Genomic DNA, 17,431 nt, shown 5'->3' with positions numbered 1-17,431 from the left:
GTTTGGTAAACTCAAGCACTATCGCAGAATTGCTACACGATATGAGAAAAAAGCTATTAATTACATGGGGATGCTGTCATTTTCCTCGGTGCTTTTATGGCTGAGGTGAAACGTCAACAGAACCTAGGTGATCTCCGGGAAAGAACTTACCAATTAGATGAATCCAATCGCTTGCCTGATTAGGAAAGTCCTGCTTTTAATGGGTAAAACCTTCTTCGGAAATCACCCTAAAAGATTATCTGTCAAATATTGACCTCAATAAGGTGGATTTATGCTCGTAGTCACATTGTTGATACTACAATTTGAGGCATTAAAAAATAACAAATTATTATGTATAAAACATACTCGATATTGATAGTATCTAAGGGAGACAAGCGTGAACACAAATTCAAAAACATTAACGACAGAACAGTTATCTGAAAGTTTATTTAAGCTTCAAAACTGGGTAGAAGATCATAATTATAGGGGCTATGAGCCATTTGACGGGTTGTCATCCTGGTTTCGCCCATTGGCGTTTGGTAATGAGCTTCTAGAGCGTATACTTCAGCAATTGATTCGACAGTGCCCATTTAATATTCGGCCTCTAATGGGGGTCCAACCGCAAGACTCAACTAAGGGGCGAGGGTATATGGCTTGGGGATACCTTACTTTGTATCGTATCGATCACCAACTTGATCATTTAAACAAGGCAAAAAATTGCTTGGAATGGCTTGATCAACACAAAGTACCTCGATTCACCCATCATAGTTGGAGTAATCATTTTGACTTTGTTAGCCGGGGAGGCCGATATACGAGTAATGATCCAATCATTGTATGGACAAGTTTAATTGGCCACGCCTACATTGAAGCTTACGAAGCGACTAATAATGATTGGTTTCTTCGAATTGCAGAAAGCGCTTGTAACTGGATTCTTGAACTTCCACGCGAAAAAACATCGAAAGGAGATTGCATAAGCTACTTGGCAGATCGTCAGCTTTCTATCCATAACGCTAATATGCTGGGTGCCAGTATATTGGCTAGAACTGCAAAACATAACGGAAATTCAGAGTACCTTAGCGTTGCTCGTTCTGCGATGGAGTATAGTTGTCTCCAGCAACATTCGGATGGATCCTGGTGGTATGCCGAAGATCCACAATTCCACTGGATAGATAATTTTCATACCGGTTATAATCTTGATAGTTTAAAGTATTATATTGATGCGACAGGGGATAATGAATTTTATCCCATGATTGAAAGGGGGTTGAGATATTTTATGGATAATTTTTTTGAACCCAACGGACGCCCGAAATACTATCATAATCGTACTTATCCCGTTGATATCCAATGTGCAGCCCAAGCCATCGACACATTGTCAAAATTTGGAAATAAGATGCCGGAATGCATCGAACTCGCCAAAAAAGTTGCATTATGGACAATAAACAATATGCAAGATAAACAAGGATATTTTTACTATAGGGAATATCCTTTAATTAAATCAAAGATCCCGATGTTACATTGGGGGCAGGCGACAATGTTTAAGGCATTAACCAATCTCTATTTGTGTTTGCAGAATTCTCTTTAACCCATTTTTAACATTTATCTACCATATATTAATTAATCATAGGTATGGGGGGGGCGAGAATAGTCATTTCAAGGCCCTCCTCCCTTCGAACCGTGCGGTTCTCCAGTAGATAGTTTCTTCATTGGTTTGGGATCGGTTCCCTTATGCATGGGTGTAAAACAGCGTGGAAAAATGTCAAGGGTTTGGGTGAATGCAGCGTCGAAAATTGTCCAACCTCCCATAATCGGTTGTCCGGATTTTGGGGCTCACTAACTATCTCATTCCTCAACAGATTTTGCACTTATATCAGCCATTAGGAACTGTCTCTCGGCCAAAATTAAAGTCACTAATTTGTCAATTTCATTTGAAAAATTTTTTTTGCCACTTCGGTGTTCAGCAAACATCTTCTCTACCACCTTAAAATCAATATATTTATCTAAACTTGTACTTCTACCTGTTTCCAAAATAGTCCATATAAAATCTAATAATTGATTCTGACTCCAAATTCCGAAGTGTTGAAATTTGTGTCTTCCTAGAAAAAAATACTCAAATAAATGCCATTTATCAAAACGAGAAACCCATCTTATGCTCTCCGGCATACCTTGATCTGTCCAATACTCCATCTTAAACATTGCCTCACGGAAAAATTGCATGGCTAATTTAGTTATCAAGTTATTTCTACCGAGCAGACCACGATCCGTTGATATAGAAATAAGTGCTTCGCGGCAAGTCTTTATTATCGCTAATGACGGATCCATGTTGGATCGAAATTTCAAAGGCATTCTGTAAATCAGTTCCACCAAACTCTTTTCCAGAAAAGGCGTGAAAAGCGAAACCTGAGATCGTTCTATTGAATACCTACCGTATCCAGAAGGCGCCTGAAAAAAAAGCGTGAAGGAAGTAGGATGCATCATAGACATTTGAGAAAATATTTGAGTTGCGCGATTTACCATACCAAGAAGTTCGGGCCTTAGAAATGCCCCCTTAGGAACCGAACTTTTGAACGCCCGAACTCCTCTGAGTAACTCCCCCCCGTAGTTACCCGTTATCCTTAAAGGAGCTAGTTTTCTTGCCAAGCCATTTAGATAAAGCTCAGCAGCTCCCGAAAAACCCAAATATCCGTCAGAAATAAACACTGATTTTTTTAAAAATTTTTGGAATTCATTAAGAAAATCATCGCCCAAAACAAGAACCTTATGTGCCTGTCCACAATGCTCTGCAACTTCTCTTGCAATCTTAACGTCATAGGTTTCCCGGTACATACTTCCGAAAGTATAGCATGTCATCCTGTCATTAGGTTTAAGGCTGGCCATAATCATCCTTGAATCAAGACCACCTGTGAGCGAAACACCTGCTCGCTCGGGAACTTGCAGTCGCATCCTAACAAGCTTTTTTAGCTTTTCAGAAAATTCTTCCAAAAAGCATCCTTCTTCCTGCAATGGATCCAACCCTTCCAATACTGAACAAGGCATATATCTTGATGACTTCGGCGGGATCCCTTTGTTATATGTGATCACCGTGCCGGGGAGTAAAACCTGTATATGTCGAAATAATGAATTTTCTCCGAGTGTGCATCCACAGGCGAAAAACTCACCCAACCCCACTGGGTCAAAGTCTCTTGTTTCTGGAACAACGGCTAATATCGCTTTTGCTTCTGAGGAAAATATCACTCTATTATCATCTTCATACAAAAAAATTCTCTCTATACCAAAATGATCATTGAAAAGAAAACAAGTGTTACGTTTCTCATCGATTAAAATGCCTGAACTCAAGCCACTAATTATTTCTGGAAACTGACATCCAACTTTTTCATAGTGATTGAGTATACGAAGACCTTGATCGCCAGCTTCGTCTACACCCAAAGATTCCCGATCAGAAAGAAAAAGAGATAATCCTTTTTGTTGATCCTTAATAGGCTTATTTGTAGAATGTCCAATATACCCTATGTATACACCCAACTTTGTGAAACTGTAAGTCGCGCTGGTGTACCAAGATTCGTATTGTAATACTTGAGTCATCGACTTTAGAGTTACAGGAAACGAAGGATTTCCGCAGCTATCAGCCCCGCCTTTTTTATCAATTAAGCCAAATATTCCAGTCATTTAGAAAAGCTCCGTAGAAAGATTTACGTTTTCAGTAGGCTACGTTCGTAGCACTTGGCCCTGATATTTAACAGACGGGAGGTTAGCCAGAATGGAACGATTTCCTTAAAACTCTTATGTAAACCAAGTCTTAACGCTACAAAACCCTTTAACGTAAGGGGAACAAAATATTGAGGTACATCCATCTTGGTGAATCCATGACCGCGCTTGAAGTCTGTTAGCGAACTTTCTGCCTTTCTTCCGTAAACAAAATTTTCATATATAAGGTATTTTATTCCTCTTGTGCAACACTGCTTTACAGCCTCAGCTAGAAGCGCGTCATTTGGTCTCTTATTATAAGAGTTGATTTTTGATAGGATTTGCATAATACCTGCGGAGTTTTCATCCCATACTATTTTTAGGTACCCTATCATCTCCCCCTCATAATAGGCACCCAGATAAGTGCTGCGACTTTTATAAGTTCCATTCTCTGCCTGAACAGCATCAAAGCACTTTTCGTAATGCCAAAATTTTCGACCTTGTCTAATTGGGGTCTCATTATATATAGACATAATGCCTTTTACGTAGTCATTATCAAACTCACAAACTCGTACCTCTACCCCTCTCTTCACGCTCGCCTTTATATTTCTTTTTGCAGCATTGGATATTTGGTTATTAATCCAAGTGTCGTAAGAGTTCAAGATTATCACTGCATAGTTTACCCATTCAGCATGGTACTCATATCGTATCTCTGTGTCCGGAATTCGTTGTGTAAAAGTGAAAATATCTGGTTTATTAGAGCGTTGACTTATTTCTTCTAAAACAGTTAAATAGTTTGGAAGATGATTACTTTCACACCAATATTCGTCAAATATTTCAGCTTTTTTTATCAGCTTTCCCTTTACCACGACAACTGAGTCATGTATGGATATAGAAGGGACTTTCAATATTTTACCCTTAACACTTATTTCATGATTATTCATTGGTTTCTCTATCTCATAAATTATCAAGTATGTTTTTTTTTATGAAAATCCTTTTGAGTCGGTATGATGCGATAAGCTAAATCACACCCCAGAAAAAATGGAGGTTTATTATTGCCCGCCCGTTCAAAAGGTAATATTCATGCATGAGTCGCCTGGAGACAATTACCCTTATTTACATAAACTGAGTTACCCATAACGCTCCAATTCTTTTTCTTACTCATTTACAATATCTTCATTCATTGCCCAGCCATCAATACAAAATAACCTCCGGGCAAAAAATTTCTTAACTAATTTAGTCTCTACGCTTTGGACTCGCTCTATACTTCTGCTAGATCAAGCGTTACCCCCGTTGGGGGTCGTCCACTCATACCTGGTTAAGTCATAATTGGCAGTTTTTTTAACAGGATGTAGCGTAGCACCTTGCGCTTCTGACCTACAAAGGCTAGCGAGTCATCAGAACCAAAAAATTCCCATAAAAATCAGGTGGTTCGGTAGTGTTTCTAGTTTCTATGTCCTCCAGCGGACTTTTATGGGTAGGGCATACTTGACACTTAGAGTATGACCTTCCCAAATGTCTTAAAGGCTAAAAACCTTTACTATGATCTTTTGTGCCGATGGCCGATAATAACATCGGCCACTACTCAGAGTCTTGAGCCGACAAAGCGTTTGAGGCCGAGACTCTTTGGCTCACGACGTCCTCTCACCAGATTCACCAGCAGCAACAAAAGACTAATGGAGGTGATTTATTCCATTGTTCAAAGATACTGCTATCTGTTAAAACTATCGACCAGCTCCTCCAATGTCTTTATTCCAAATACTTTGTATTGATTGTATGTCTGTTTGGCTTTTCTAACGCTCTTGGGGCCAAATATCTTTCCAAATAACCTTGACTGCAAACTCAATACCGGTGGTGCCAGTTCTTCGCCCAAGCTAAGAGCAAGTGCACGAGCGCTATTAGCTAACTCAGCGTTGTCTGGATAAAAAAGATAGAAGCTGTCATTTAGAAACTTCAAGCTTGCAAGCCGCGTTCTATCACTGTCTTCCAGCGATTTAAGATACTCTATACAAAGAGTTATCGATAATAATTGAGAAATCAAGGCCTTATTTGAAATCTCGGAACTCTGACTCCCTAGATTACCAACCCTATAATAGCATTTTGCCTCTGGCGTAAATTTAACCCTTTCACATCTAGATACTATTCGGCATGCATACTCTCCGTCGTCATCCAGTGATAGTCGTTCATCCCATGGTTCCCCTAGCTCGATCAACCTTCGACTGACGAGCCATGATGAGTTGGCCATAAATTTATTGTCGATGAATTTCCTCAAAATCCAGTCCACAGGTTCTAAATCTTGCCAAAGAAAGTCAGGTTTAAATTGGGCGCGCTTGGGGCGTGTTAAGAATCTACCCCAAGCCGAGCTTAGTAAAATTAGAGAATCCAACCCGTTATCGCTATCTTTAAGTTGCTGCGAAATTTTGTCTGGCGCCAAAAGGTCGTCTGCATCCAAATATTGAATGTAATTCCCTTGGGCCAGGGAAAGAGCAGTATTTCGTGCACTACTAGCACCCTTATTCCTTTGTGTAGTGACTTTAACTACTTTGGATTCAAATGTTTTCGCTATATGGAGCGTGCCATCGGAAGACCCATCATCAACAATAATGATCTCCTTGTTTATCCATGTTTGTTTAAGGGCTGACCTTATCGTTTCCGCTATCCATTTCTCGGCATTATAAGCAGGTATTAATATAGAAACTAACTCTGGCATAGTATTTCACCTCTAGAAATATCATAGCTAGGATCAAAGAGACAGTATTGATAAGATCCTTGATTTAATATTATTTCTTGCTTTTTATACGCAAATACCAAGTGCTTATGCATAGATTAACTTCTTGAGGCAATAATGAGAGAACATATTTTCCTAGAGAAAGTATTGATGGATCAATGAAAAATGCCAATTTATAAGAATTTCTTGCACTTGAATTTTTTCCTTTTTCTAACAATAGGTTACCTATTGAGCGCCTGTTTGTGCTCAAAAGTCCGTTCAATACTTTGTGTTCTTTATTCGTTAATATTTCGATTTTTTTTAATTTTTCGTAAATTTTCTCATCTGACTCTCTTGCATGGATCGGATTTTCCTTGACTTGATTAGTCAAACACTCTGTGGATTCTTTTCTCCGATAGATATTTACAAGTTCCTCTCTGATCATGCCAAAAGAACCTTGCAGCGCAACTCGCGCCATAAGATCGAAATCCTCAGACAGGGTTAAGCTTGTATCGAATAATCCGGCTCCCGATATCGCCTTTCGACGAATAATGGTCGATCCAACTTGCCACGGACCATGCTTGACTATAAAACAGAAGGGATTTTCCAAGAATAAATAATCTCTTCCGTTAAACTCAGCTAGAGATCCATTTATTTCAAAATAACTCTGTGTTCTGCCGTCTAATCCAATAAAATGGCAGTTGGCCGTCTGCATGGTTATATTAGGAAAATCGCTCACTCGCTTGATTTGCTTACCAAGATAATCAACCCTCCATTCGTCATCTGAATCCAAAAATGCCAACCATTCTCCACGAGCAGATTTTATACCAGTATTTCTTGCCGCGCTGACACCTGAATTATCTTGATAGATATATCGGATTTTTTCCTCATACCATTTAAGCTTTTCTTTCGTCGCATCCGAAGAGCCATCGTCCACAACAATGATTTCATAGTCAGCAAATGTTTGGCTTAACACGCTATCAATAGCTTTAGTTACGAAGTGTGCCCGATTGTAGGTCGGAATTACAACTGTCACTAGGGGACAATCATGTGTCATTGTATTTCTCTGGTCTGACTTGTAATTTATTGGTTCAAAGTAATGGTTATCCCTTTAGGCGAGACAGACAACAAAGCTTAACCGTTAGCCCTTAGCAAAGTAAGCCCCATTATCGGGATAAAGGCGTTACCAAGAAAAAAGCTGTTTCTTGATAGAGCTGTCGAAGGGTCGTTTATGGTTCGACAGACTCTCCACGAACGGCGTAAATTTAAATTATCCAGCCTTAATTGAGTAGCTAAATTAATTGTAGTATATAAATGAAATTTGAACAGTGGCAGCGGAAATGAAGCAAGAAATTATGCATAATTGCGCCCTATCTTCTTCTTGATTCAACATTTGGCTTGATCAATTAAGGTTTTGATATTGGTATTCAAGGCCTGTTTCTTTTCTTTTTATACGCCTGTAACTTATCATATATGTGGCAGGGTTAGTTGACGTCGGATATGTACTTGAATCCTAAAATTAGGGAGTGGTAAAAAATAGGTGTTGTAGTTTGGTTTTTAGGATTTTCAGGGGTTAGGTGCAAATTTAATTCGTAAAAGTCACTATACTATTTGTAAAAATACCCTTGAAATTATTGATTGAAGGCAGCCATCATATGAACAGCCGAGAGCCAATGGATTATGTATTAATTACACCTGCAAGAAACGAACAAGAGTATATCGATATGACGATTCGATCTGTCATCTCACAGACTATACTTCCGAAACGATGGATTATCGTGAGCGATGGATCGACGGACCAGACTGATGATATCGTAAAACAATATCTCATAATCTATCCTTGGATGGAATTGATACGCATGCCCGAACATAGTGATCGCCAGTTTGCAGCAAAAGTTTATTCTTTCCGTGCAGGTTACGAACGAGTAAAAGATATTCAGTTTAATATAATCGGTAACCTTGATGCCGATGTATGCTTTGAGGCCGACTACTTTGAATATTTACTTGGAAAATTTATAGAGAATCCGCAACTTGGGGTTGCTGGAACGGCATTTGTCGAAGATTCAAACATTGCCTATAATTATCAGCTTACCAATATCGAACATGTATCAGGTCAGTGCCAGATTTTTAGGCGCTGCTGTTTTGAAGAAATCGGTGGCTATACACCATTCAAAGGTGGTGGTATAGATTGGACCGCAGTAACTACTGCCCGGATGAAAGGCTGGAGAACAAGAACATTCACGGAAAAAACATTTACCCACCATAGAGCAATGGGAACAGGAAACAGTAGTATGCTCATGGCATGGTTTAAGCGAGGGCGTAAAGATTATTTCCTTGGTGGTCATCCGTTATGGCAGATATTCAGATCACTGTATCAAATGTCAAAAAAGCCATATTTTTTGGGTGGGGCGCTTCTTTTGTTTGGATACTTGTGGGCAATGGTCAGTCGCGAAGAAAGGTCGGTATCACCCGAATTAATGCAATTTCACAGACACGAACAAATGCAACGATTGAAGAATATTGTTGTGAGATTGTTCAAGCTCAAGATCCTGAAAAAAGAGGCTAAATCGATATAAATATCTTGATTAACATAACCGACAGTTTTAAGAAGCAGAGGATTGATTTGACGATTAAAACTTTTATAAAGCGAGCGAACCAAAGGTATAGAAATGCCGCCACAGCTAGCCACCTTGATATTTATTTTTATTATTGCCTATCTCTTTCGGGTGGACTTCCGGACGAGTCGGGGCTCATCTAAAGCAGTCTGGATACCTATTATTTGGATGTTTTTTGGTGAATCTCGATTCCCCTCTCAGTGGCTAAATATCGGAGCAGCCGATGCGCCAAACCGTTTGGCACAATCCATAGAGGGCAGTCCCACGGATGCGGTAGTCTTTTTTATTCTTATCGTCGCTGGAGTACTTATATTAAGACGACGCAGGATAAACTGGAGCAGCTTATTCACTCAAAATATCTGGATATGGCTGTTTTTCCTCTTTGCGGCAGTCAGTATTTTCTGGTCCGATTACCCTTTTATATCTTTAAAGAGATTAATAAAGTCCTTTGGAAATATAATTATGGTTCTGGTGGTTTTAACTGAAAAACGACCTTATAAGGCGCTTGGAGTCATCCTAAAATATCTTACTTTTTTACTTATTCCTTTATCAGTACTCTTCATCAAATTTTATCCAGATCTTGGGCGGGAGTATCACATGGGTAATCCAATGTTCAGTGGCATTTCTACCAGCAAGAACATCCTAGGGCAAACTTGCTTACTTTCCGGCGTTTATTTTACCTGGAACCTTCTCATCAACCGAAAGAACGGAATTGCGTTGGAACAATTACACTATTCTATATATCTTGTAATTCTACCTATGATTACCTGGCTATTTTATATGTCCAGGAGTGCCACATCTACCGCCTGTATGGGTATTGCTGTCTGTATTTTTTTTATTGGCAGCCAGTCTGTGATGATTCGTCAACCCACAAGGACTTTTTATTTTACCCTTTCAGGTATTGTCATATTAGGGTTTTTAGAATTGTTGTTCGGTATTAGTGCGGCTATCATCACTATGCTTGGTCGAAGTCCAGATTTAACTACCAGGGTTCCTATGTGGGCGGATCTTTTAGCGATGGTCGATAATCCCATAATTGGTTTTGGCTATGAAAGCTTCTGGCTCGGTGCTCGTCAGGAATTCATAGGTAACAAATGGAATGTAACGATGCAGGCTCATAACGGATACCTGGAAATGTATTTAAATATGGGGCTTGTAGGAGTATTCTTTCTGGTCAGCTGGGTGTTGTCCGGGTTAACAAAAATAAGACGTTATTTCTTAATTGATTATCCGGTTGCATTACTCAGGTTTTGCTTTGTATTGATTGTTCTCATCTATAACTGGACAGAAGCAACTTTTTATGGGGTTAATCCTATGTGGATGATTCTGTTCTTAGGAATTATGGATGCCCCGAACGAGTATTTGCCTAACAAAATTCAGGCTCAGGGATTGTCTATGTCTCGTGCCCAATCTAGAAAAGATATATCCTTGGTCGAAAGAAAGAACAGCTCAATCGTTAGAGAGCAATCCCGGCTACAGTATAACTGTTCAAAAACAAAGAGGGTAACTTGAAATGAGTCAACCTCTTCCTATTATATTGCACTGCAATGAAGCACTTCTACCCAAGATCCGTTATGTATTTGACACGCTCTTCATGGCTCGTGGAATACCAGTAATATATTCAGCCCAGCCCCCTTCAAGTGGCTCTTGGTTGCTATATGGCTCAGCCAAAGACGTATCATGGCCGCTTGACCGATGTTTGGCTATTGCTCACTGTCCAAAGTCTTGGCAACTTTTCGACAGTCACGCTGATATTGTGGCCATTACCCATTCCTACGGGCTGACTACCGTGTTTCCGGAAAAAACGTCTGATTTCGACCCGCAGTTGAACATACCTTTCGACATAGTAGCAAACGCATTTTACTTCTTGAGTTCTTGGTCTGAACGTGTGGCATCGAACAAAGAACAAACACGGAGCATTTACTCGAATAGTATCTTTGCACGTTTGAACATACCACAAGACATCGTCGATCAATATCTTGATCTGCTTATAAAACAACTGCACGCCCTCTGCGATCGGCTGGAAATAGAAAAATGGAACTCGCTTGAATGGCCACAAGGTGCCAGCCATGCACTGGTACTATCACATGATGTTGATTTTATACCAGCCAACTTCATTGATATTGCCAAACAGGGCGCAAAAACCATTTTGCGCCACCTCGTCCGTCAACGAGACCCGGTTGATGCCTTGCTTGCGGTAAAAGGGTTGACGTTAGCACTTCTACAGAAACTTGATCCGTATGGTTGCGTACCCGAGATCATAAAGCGAGAAAAAGAGCTGGGGGTGTGTGCATCATTCCAAGTAGCCGTTGCTCATCGGCATCCAAACGATGTTAATTATCGAATTGAGGATGACCGTGTCCGTGATTATTTACGCTTAATTCCTGATGCAGGTTTCGACCTCTGCTTGCATGGCAGTTACCGATCCACCGAGAATCCCGCTTGGTATGTGGAAGAAGCGGCGCTTTTAACCCGGCGCCTTGGTAAGCCACTTGGATCACGCCAACACTTTCTTTCATTCAACTATGACGCCTTGTTTACTGCTCAAGAACAAGCCGGTATTCAATATGATATGTCCATGGGTTTTCCTGACTGCACAGGTCCACGCGCAGGATTCTCCTATCCTTATTTTCCTTATTGTCTCAAAGAAGATCGTCCCTATAACGTTCTCCAGCTTAACTTATTTCTTATGGATGTCACATTGCGAAGCTATATGAATCTAAAGGGCTTAGAAGCTTGGGAGGTCATAAAGTCTACACTTGATGATTTACGCGATAAACGGGGATGCGTATCCACGGTATGGCATCCCATCGTCTTCGGGGGCGCGCGCGACCCTGGTTATGACCGCTTGTTCTGGGAAATGATCAATTACACGCGTGAAACGGGCGGTCTGGCAACGGATGGAAGGTCTATCAATGCTTTCTGGCGTCATCACGCAGAAAACTATTTTAGCTTTTAGCTTTTAGCCAAGACGTGTCGTTGGCTCTGCAGGAGCATTCGTGCATGCATAAAGACGACATTTAATCTCTATGTTCGGGTATCAATAATATACTTACGTAGAATTTTGCAAAACCAAGATTAATCATTGAGAGAATATCCTATGGCATTTATTTTCATGGCGGCTTACACAAATTACCGGAGAGATCCTAGAGTAAAACGCGAAGCTGAAGCATTGGTAGAGTCTGGACACCGTGTAGTGTTTCTTGCGCGACGTCAGTCCGGTGAACCGAACTGTGAGACCATCGCAGGCGTGGATGTAATTAAGACCGTTGGTTTGAAGAACAAGTGTACTTCTTTTATCGAGTATCTGATTGACTACGTTATATTCTTTTTAATGATCTTCGCTCACTTATTACGGCACCCGTTACGTTACCAGTTGATTCATATAAACAATATGCCTGATTTCCTTGTGTTCGCAACCTGTCTGCCACGTTTGTTAGGCATCCCGGTGATTCATGATGTACACGATTTGATGCCCGAACTCTTTGAGGAAAAGTTTTCTTCCGGAGAAAAGCACTGGGTCGTAAGAGCGCTCAAAATGCAAGAAAAATGGTCCGGAAAATTCGCCTCAGCGGTGCTCACTGTCGAGAATCGCTTAAAGGATATCCTGTCTGAGCGCGGCATCCCGCGTGAAAAAATTCACGTACTGATGAATTTACCTGATGACCGTATTTTCTCGAGACGAGAAATCTTGGCACCCAAACCTCACGACGCGCCGTTCGTGATGGTTTATCATGGTACCCTCGCACGTCGACTCGGGCTGGATATTGCCATAGAGGCGGTATTTAAAGTCAAAAGCGTGATACCTCACTTGGAACTCCGTATCATCGGGGCAGGTGAAGAACAGGCTCGATTGATAACTTTACGCGACAGTTTTGGCTTGCAGGATATAGTAACGTTCAGCGAAGGCTACGTTCCGGTAGAGAAGATTCCCGCGATGATTGATGATGCGGATGTCGGCCTTATTCCTTTACGCATCAGTAGCGGCACAGACATCATGCTTCCCACCAAGTTGCTCGAATACGTAACGATGGGAATCCCCTGCATCGTGCCCAAAACGGGCACGATCTACCGCTATTTTGATGAAGAAATGGTACAGTACTTCGAGGCAGAAAACGTTGATTCCCTTGCTGAAGCAATGATTACACTTTACCGAAATCCCAATAAACGAACCACTTTGTCACATCTTGCAACCGAACGATTCGCAAATATTTACAACTGGAGTGCGCACAAGAAAGTGTATACAAGTCTGGTCGAACACCTCCTTAAACAATAACCCTTACCTTATGCTTAACTATGTATCTAACGTCAACACCTGTTCGGCTGGCATCAATTATCCTGACTGGTTTTGATTGAAAAATAGGTTACTTTTTTAAGCTCTGTTTTTTTCGATAACTTTCTCCTTCGATTTCAATAATGGTGGCCGAACAGCCATGCTCATGTGACTGGTTTACCATGGAAATGGTCTTGAGGCGGGTGCGTTCTGTATGCGAAGATCGTCCGATGCCGAAGTAAAGTATTCCGGCAGCCTCAACGTCATGCTGATTCCACAAATTACGACCGTCAAGAACAACCTCTACCCCCGCTTTTTGCCAGGTAACGAAATCTGGGGTAGCAAACTCTTTGTGAGCCGTGCTTAGAACTACAACGCAGGAAGTCTCTATCGTACCAAGCTCAAAACCTGCATCTTGCAGTTCCTCATCGGTATAAAAAGGATCTTCAATCGTAACTTGCGCACCTAATCTTTGAAGTTCATCTCGCAATGTATAGGTTGCGCTGAAGATATCCACTTTTACACCTGGCCGGAATCCAAGTCCTAGCAGGTGTACTTTCTTTCCTTTCAATTTTTTCCATCTTGCCTCAACCCGTTCCAATTGTCTGGCAGGTTGGCGATCGTTGATTTCTCTCGCAGTTTCCGAGATCAGTTGAGGTAGCCCTAATCGACGAGACTCTCGTGTCAGGAAGTAGGGATAAACCGGCACACAATGGCCGCCAACACCTATACCTGGAAGAAGCAGGTTTGCCTCGCCATCGGTATTTGCAGCCAAACGAACCCGCTCGAAATCAACATCAGCGAGTTCACAAAAGGCTGCAAATTCATTAGCCAAAGCAATGTTCACGTCCCGATAGAGCATACCTAACAGTTTAACCATCTCTGCGGCCTCGATTGAACCTACATCATTGATGGGTGCCCCCAGATATTGCCGATAAAATGCCACCGCCTTAGCGCACGAGTCGGCGTCAAATCCACCCACAATCTTGGGAGTGGTCTCAAGTAGCGCCAATACATGGTTCGCTTTTACGCGTTCAGGACTGTAAGCTACATAAAAATCTACACCTGCTTTCAAGCCGCTATTTTGTTCCAGACACGGAATCAAGCAGCGCCGGGTTCCACCAACAGCCACTGTGGTCTCGTAAATAACAAGCGTTCCTGGTTGAAGTCCTTTACCAATTTCTTCAGAAGCTCTCTGGAGTATGCTAAAATTAATATCGCGATCTGCTGTTAAATGAGCCGGTACGATGACTACAATAATATCCGACTCGGACGAAGCTTTCGCGGTATCATTGGTGGCGCTGAGTCGACCTGCCTTATGCAAGTAATCCATGAGTTCGGGTAGTTCTGGTTCTTCATAAGGACAAACGCCCGAGTTAATAGAATTCACGATATCCTGATTGATGTCGCTCACCGTTACATTTGCTCCATGCTTGCCAAACATACAAGCTAGTGGAAGTCCCATTCGGCCGCCGCCGACTACTGTAATTTTCATTCTGTAATTCTCCTCATTTTTTGAAAGTCGTGTCGTTGAGATAATCTCAATTTTGTAGCTCTATAAGAGCCACCTTCATTTTTTATCAAATGAAAGTCCCTTCAACCCCTTTTTTTAAAGAGGGGTTGAAGGGACTGAATAATTACCGTAGGTCAAAATCAGCACTCAAGTAAGAACAGACTCGTTTGCATATCCATACTGATAACTTGGTATCGGCTGTGTTGACTTGTTGACAACCAAACCAAGCAGGTTTGTTTGCTCCAGAATGTACATGGAATGTTGCAGTTCATTGGTAGTGTTTTTACCATCCTCGACAACAAGTAAAGTCGCATCGACATGTGGCATAAATAACAAGGCATCGTCTGCGGCAAAAATTGGAGGAATATCGAAAATAATTATCCGTGATTCATAGCGTGATTTGATCTCCTTAATGAGATTGATCATTTTTCGGGATGAAATTAATTCCGAAGCATTATTGTTGGAGCTTGTCCCGGGCAAAATAACTAGGCGCTCAATGCCTGGATTAATTAAGATATCCTCTAAAGATATCTCTCCTTTCAGATAATCGGCAAGCCCCAATTCCTCTTGGAGACCCAGATATTTGTGTAGACTTGGGCGTCTGAGATCAGCATCAACAAGCAGAACACTTTGATTTCCCTCCATTGCTATCGCAATCGCAAGATTTACTGATACAAACGTTTTTCCTGCACCTAACGTTGCGCTTGTTATGGCAAAGCTGTTCCAGTTATTCTCCCGAAGTTGCTTGAGGATATTGGTTCGAAGCACACGAAATATATCTGCTCTTGGATCGTTGTAGAACCCCATAATAACGCGATTATTTCGCAGCATTTCCGGATCAAGAATAGTCGTTTTGGTTGTTGTATAGCGGATCGAGTCAAGCGGGTGTTCACCAGTATGATTCATCATTAATTGCTCCTCAGAAAGGTTTCCGCTAATGGAATGGAATAGATGTATATGACAATGGTAGTCAGCAGAATTAAGGTTACGCCGGCACAAATCATGATTTTCTTCATTTTAGTCTGCTTAACGAGTCGTTCTGCCAACTCAAATGGGGCTTCAATATAAGGAATTACGACTAACGGCATTAGACCGGTGACTTCACTTATTGCCCGGTAGCCTCTAATTCCAGCGGTCATAAATTCGACAAAAAAAGCAACGCCAAGACCTGCGATGAAACCGATAAAAAAACCGCCAATGGCCACTTTTTTTCTGATCGCTTTTTCCGGGTGCGACGGAAGAGTAGGTTGCTCGATGATGGTAAGCGTTTGTCCCTGTTGTTGCTGTTCAAGTGTTTGAACCAATTTGGCGTCCAGCCATTTTTCTTTTAGCTGAGTATATTTTTTTATGGCATTATCCCTTTCCCTGATTAAATCGGTATAGCCCATTTCAACTTGAGGAGCCTGCAAGAGGATAGCTTGCGTTTTTTCAAGTTTTGCTTTCAAATAATCCTGTTTTTCCTTTAACAAGTTAAGTTCTAATTGACTGCTTTTATATTGTTGCTCCACACCGTAATAAGCCGGATTTGTTGTATGTATGAGCATCGTCTCCAAATCTTGTTGTGAGCGCTGTGGTGTGTTTTTCAATTGTTTTTCCAGCTTATCGATTTGTTTTCTGCGCTGCGATATATCCGGATGATTATCGGCATACGTTTCTTCCAGTACTTTAAGTTCGTGCTTGGCCTCTGCCAATTGATTCACCAGGTCTTCTTTCGCTGGTTGGCCTTCAAAGGCAGGGTCTAACGCCTTTATTTCACGTTTAAGACGAAGCACAGACGGATGTGACGGTGAATAAATACTTGAAAATTTAAGGTATTGCGCCCGCATAATTCTTAAGGCATCGTCCCTACTCTGCGGTGCTTTGCTATCGAGATTGCCGGGTACATCTTGTTGCGCTCTTGCCAATTCCGCAGTTAAAAAAGCCATCCTTTCCTTGGTACTGCGAATCTGGTTATCAGTATCTCTCAGTTCATTTTCCGCACGGTCTATCGCTGCCAGATTACCTGGCATTTGCTCAGGCAAGCTAAAGTTGTTTTGTTGCTTGTATTGAGCAATTTTTCCGTCAATTTCCTGAAGCTCTTGGCTTAGCTTGTCTGATTCCTCCATGAGAAAATCAGCGGCTTTAACAGCACGCTGAGTTCGAGCCATGTCATTTTGTTCAATAAATAAAGTGGTCAACTTACTTGCTATTTCTTGTGCCTTGATGGCTTCTTTATCGCTAAATGAAATATCAAAAGCAATTTCAGCCATTCCCGAATGAGTCTGAGGTGCCAAGGACGAAGTGGTTAACTTAACTTCCGTATTTTTCCTGAACAGTTCCACCAGCTCATATTGGGCAGAATCATTTTTGGTATCCTTATAAAGGCCATTCGAGTCAATAATCGACAGTACATTATCTGTGGTCATGACTCGTTGATAAATTGATTGAATTTGCTCATCAGCAAACTGCGATACCGTCGATTCGAACAGTTTTGTTGGAATTGGGGCTTCGATTAGTATCGTTGCCGTTGAGCGATAAACCTTGGGTAAGTTATAGGCAATGATTATTGAGGTTAAACTGACTAGCAGCCAGGTAACCACAAGGTAATACTTGCGTCGATTTACAAGATCAAGGTAATCGGTTAGTGTTTTAGTGTTTTGTTCCATAGGTTTTGTTTGTCAAAG

The 17,431-nt window shown here is 41.3% G+C and carries 12 protein-coding genes and 1 pseudogene; 6 read left to right on the top strand and 7 right to left on the bottom strand.

Annotated features, from left to right (window positions below):
• Window positions 1-109: pseudogene (locus N7974_RS20910) on the top strand (IS5 family transposase); the annotation flags it as partial.
• Window positions 110-376: 267 nt separating this feature from the next.
• Window positions 377-1,561, top strand: a complete 1,185-nt coding sequence (locus tag N7974_RS16045) for a glycoside hydrolase family protein (protein WP_262966597.1) — start codon at window positions 377-379, stop codon at window positions 1,559-1,561.
• 257 nt (window positions 1,562-1,818) lie between these two features.
• On the opposite strand, the gene N7974_RS16040 is transcribed toward N7974_RS16045, so the two are convergent.
• The 4 genes from N7974_RS16040 to N7974_RS16025 all read right to left on the bottom strand — a co-directional run bounded on the left by N7974_RS16040 (window position 1,819) and on the right by N7974_RS16025 (window position 7,403).
• The gene (locus tag N7974_RS16040) at window positions 1,819-3,642 is read right to left on the bottom strand and encodes an asparagine synthase-related protein (protein WP_262966596.1); all 1,824 of its coding nucleotides are present in this window, start codon (window positions 3,640-3,642) and stop codon (window positions 1,819-1,821) included.
• Window positions 3,643-3,665: 23 nt separating this feature from the next.
• Window positions 3,666-4,604, bottom strand: coding sequence for a hypothetical protein (locus tag N7974_RS16035; RefSeq protein WP_262966595.1), 939 nt, complete (start codon window positions 4,602-4,604; stop codon window positions 3,666-3,668).
• A 767-nt stretch (window positions 4,605-5,371) separates the two neighbouring features.
• On the bottom strand, window positions 5,372-6,370 hold the full coding sequence (locus N7974_RS16030; protein WP_262966594.1) for a glycosyltransferase family 2 protein: 999 nt from the start codon (window positions 6,368-6,370) through the stop codon (window positions 5,372-5,374).
• A 70-nt stretch (window positions 6,371-6,440) separates the two neighbouring features.
• Window positions 6,441-7,403, bottom strand: a complete 963-nt coding sequence (locus N7974_RS16025; protein ID WP_262966593.1) for a glycosyltransferase family 2 protein — start codon at window positions 7,401-7,403, stop codon at window positions 6,441-6,443.
• Between the two features lie 589 nt (window positions 7,404-7,992).
• On the opposite strand from N7974_RS16025, the gene N7974_RS16020 reads away from it, so the two are divergent.
• From N7974_RS16020 to N7974_RS16005, 4 genes are all read left to right on the top strand, one after another.
• On the top strand, window positions 7,993-8,943 hold the full coding sequence (locus N7974_RS16020) for a glycosyltransferase (protein ID WP_262966592.1): 951 nt from the start codon (window positions 7,993-7,995) through the stop codon (window positions 8,941-8,943).
• Window positions 8,944-9,036: 93 nt separating this feature from the next.
• The gene (locus tag N7974_RS16015; RefSeq protein WP_262966591.1) at window positions 9,037-10,494 is read left to right on the top strand and encodes an O-antigen ligase family protein; all 1,458 of its coding nucleotides are present in this window, start codon (window positions 9,037-9,039) and stop codon (window positions 10,492-10,494) included.
• Window position 10,495: 1 nt separating this feature from the next.
• On the top strand, window positions 10,496-11,941 hold the full coding sequence (locus N7974_RS16010; protein ID WP_262966590.1) for a polysaccharide deacetylase family protein: 1,446 nt from the start codon (window positions 10,496-10,498) through the stop codon (window positions 11,939-11,941).
• A gap of 141 nt (window positions 11,942-12,082) precedes the next feature.
• Entirely contained in the window at window positions 12,083-13,258 is a 1,176-nt protein-coding gene (locus tag N7974_RS16005; protein ID WP_262966589.1) for a glycosyltransferase family 4 protein, read from the top strand.
• Between the two features lie 88 nt (window positions 13,259-13,346).
• On the opposite strand, the gene N7974_RS16000 is transcribed toward N7974_RS16005, so the two are convergent.
• The 3 genes from N7974_RS16000 to N7974_RS15990 all read right to left on the bottom strand — a co-directional run bounded on the left by N7974_RS16000 (window position 13,347) and on the right by N7974_RS15990 (window position 17,413).
• The gene (locus N7974_RS16000; protein WP_262966588.1) at window positions 13,347-14,750 is read right to left on the bottom strand and encodes a nucleotide sugar dehydrogenase; all 1,404 of its coding nucleotides are present in this window, start codon (window positions 14,748-14,750) and stop codon (window positions 13,347-13,349) included.
• A gap of 165 nt (window positions 14,751-14,915) precedes the next feature.
• Window positions 14,916-15,677 (bottom strand): CpsD/CapB family tyrosine-protein kinase, encoded by a 762-nt coding sequence (locus tag N7974_RS15995; protein WP_262966587.1) that lies wholly within the window; start codon window positions 15,675-15,677, stop codon window positions 14,916-14,918.
• Window positions 15,677-17,413 carry a GumC family protein gene (locus N7974_RS15990; RefSeq protein WP_262966586.1) on the bottom strand — a complete coding sequence of 579 codons (1,737 nt, stop codon included), beginning with the start codon at window positions 17,411-17,413 and terminating at the stop codon, window positions 15,677-15,679. The genes N7974_RS15995 and N7974_RS15990 overlap by 1 nt, the downstream gene beginning before the upstream one ends.
• Window positions 17,414-17,431 lie beyond the last annotated feature (18 nt).

Source organism: Methylobacter psychrophilus, assembly GCF_025583945.1.
GTDB classification, from domain to species: Bacteria; Pseudomonadota; Gammaproteobacteria; order Methylococcales; family Methylomonadaceae; genus Methylobacter_C; species Methylobacter_C psychrophilus.
This window is presented reverse-complemented; position numbering and strand designations above follow the sequence as displayed.

What these genes read in the sequence shown, in the direction of transcription:
- N7974_RS16005 (WP_262966589.1), top strand. Translation starts at nt 12,083, where the DNA reads ATGGCATTTATTTTCATGGCGGCTTACACAAATTACCGGAGAGATCCT.
- N7974_RS16015 (WP_262966591.1), top strand. Translation starts at nt 9,037, where the DNA reads ATGCCGCCACAGCTAGCCACCTTGATATTTATTTTTATTATTGCCTAT.
- N7974_RS16000 (WP_262966588.1), bottom strand. Translation starts at nt 14,750, where the DNA reads ATGAAAATTACAGTAGTCGGCGGCGGCCGAATGGGACTTCCACTAGCT.
- N7974_RS15995 (WP_262966587.1), bottom strand. Translation starts at nt 15,677, where the DNA reads ATGATGAATCATACTGGTGAACACCCGCTTGACTCGATCCGCTATACA.
- N7974_RS16030 (WP_262966594.1), bottom strand. Translation starts at nt 6,370, where the DNA reads ATGCCAGAGTTAGTTTCTATATTAATACCTGCTTATAATGCCGAGAAA.
- N7974_RS15990 (WP_262966586.1), bottom strand. Translation starts at nt 17,413, where the DNA reads ATGGAACAAAACACTAAAACACTAACCGATTACCTTGATCTTGTAAAT.
- N7974_RS16040 (WP_262966596.1), bottom strand. Translation starts at nt 3,642, where the DNA reads ATGACTGGAATATTTGGCTTAATTGATAAAAAAGGCGGGGCTGATAGC.
- N7974_RS16010 (WP_262966590.1), top strand. Translation starts at nt 10,496, where the DNA reads ATGAGTCAACCTCTTCCTATTATATTGCACTGCAATGAAGCACTTCTA.
- N7974_RS16035 (WP_262966595.1), bottom strand. Translation starts at nt 4,604, where the DNA reads ATGAATAATCATGAAATAAGTGTTAAGGGTAAAATATTGAAAGTCCCT.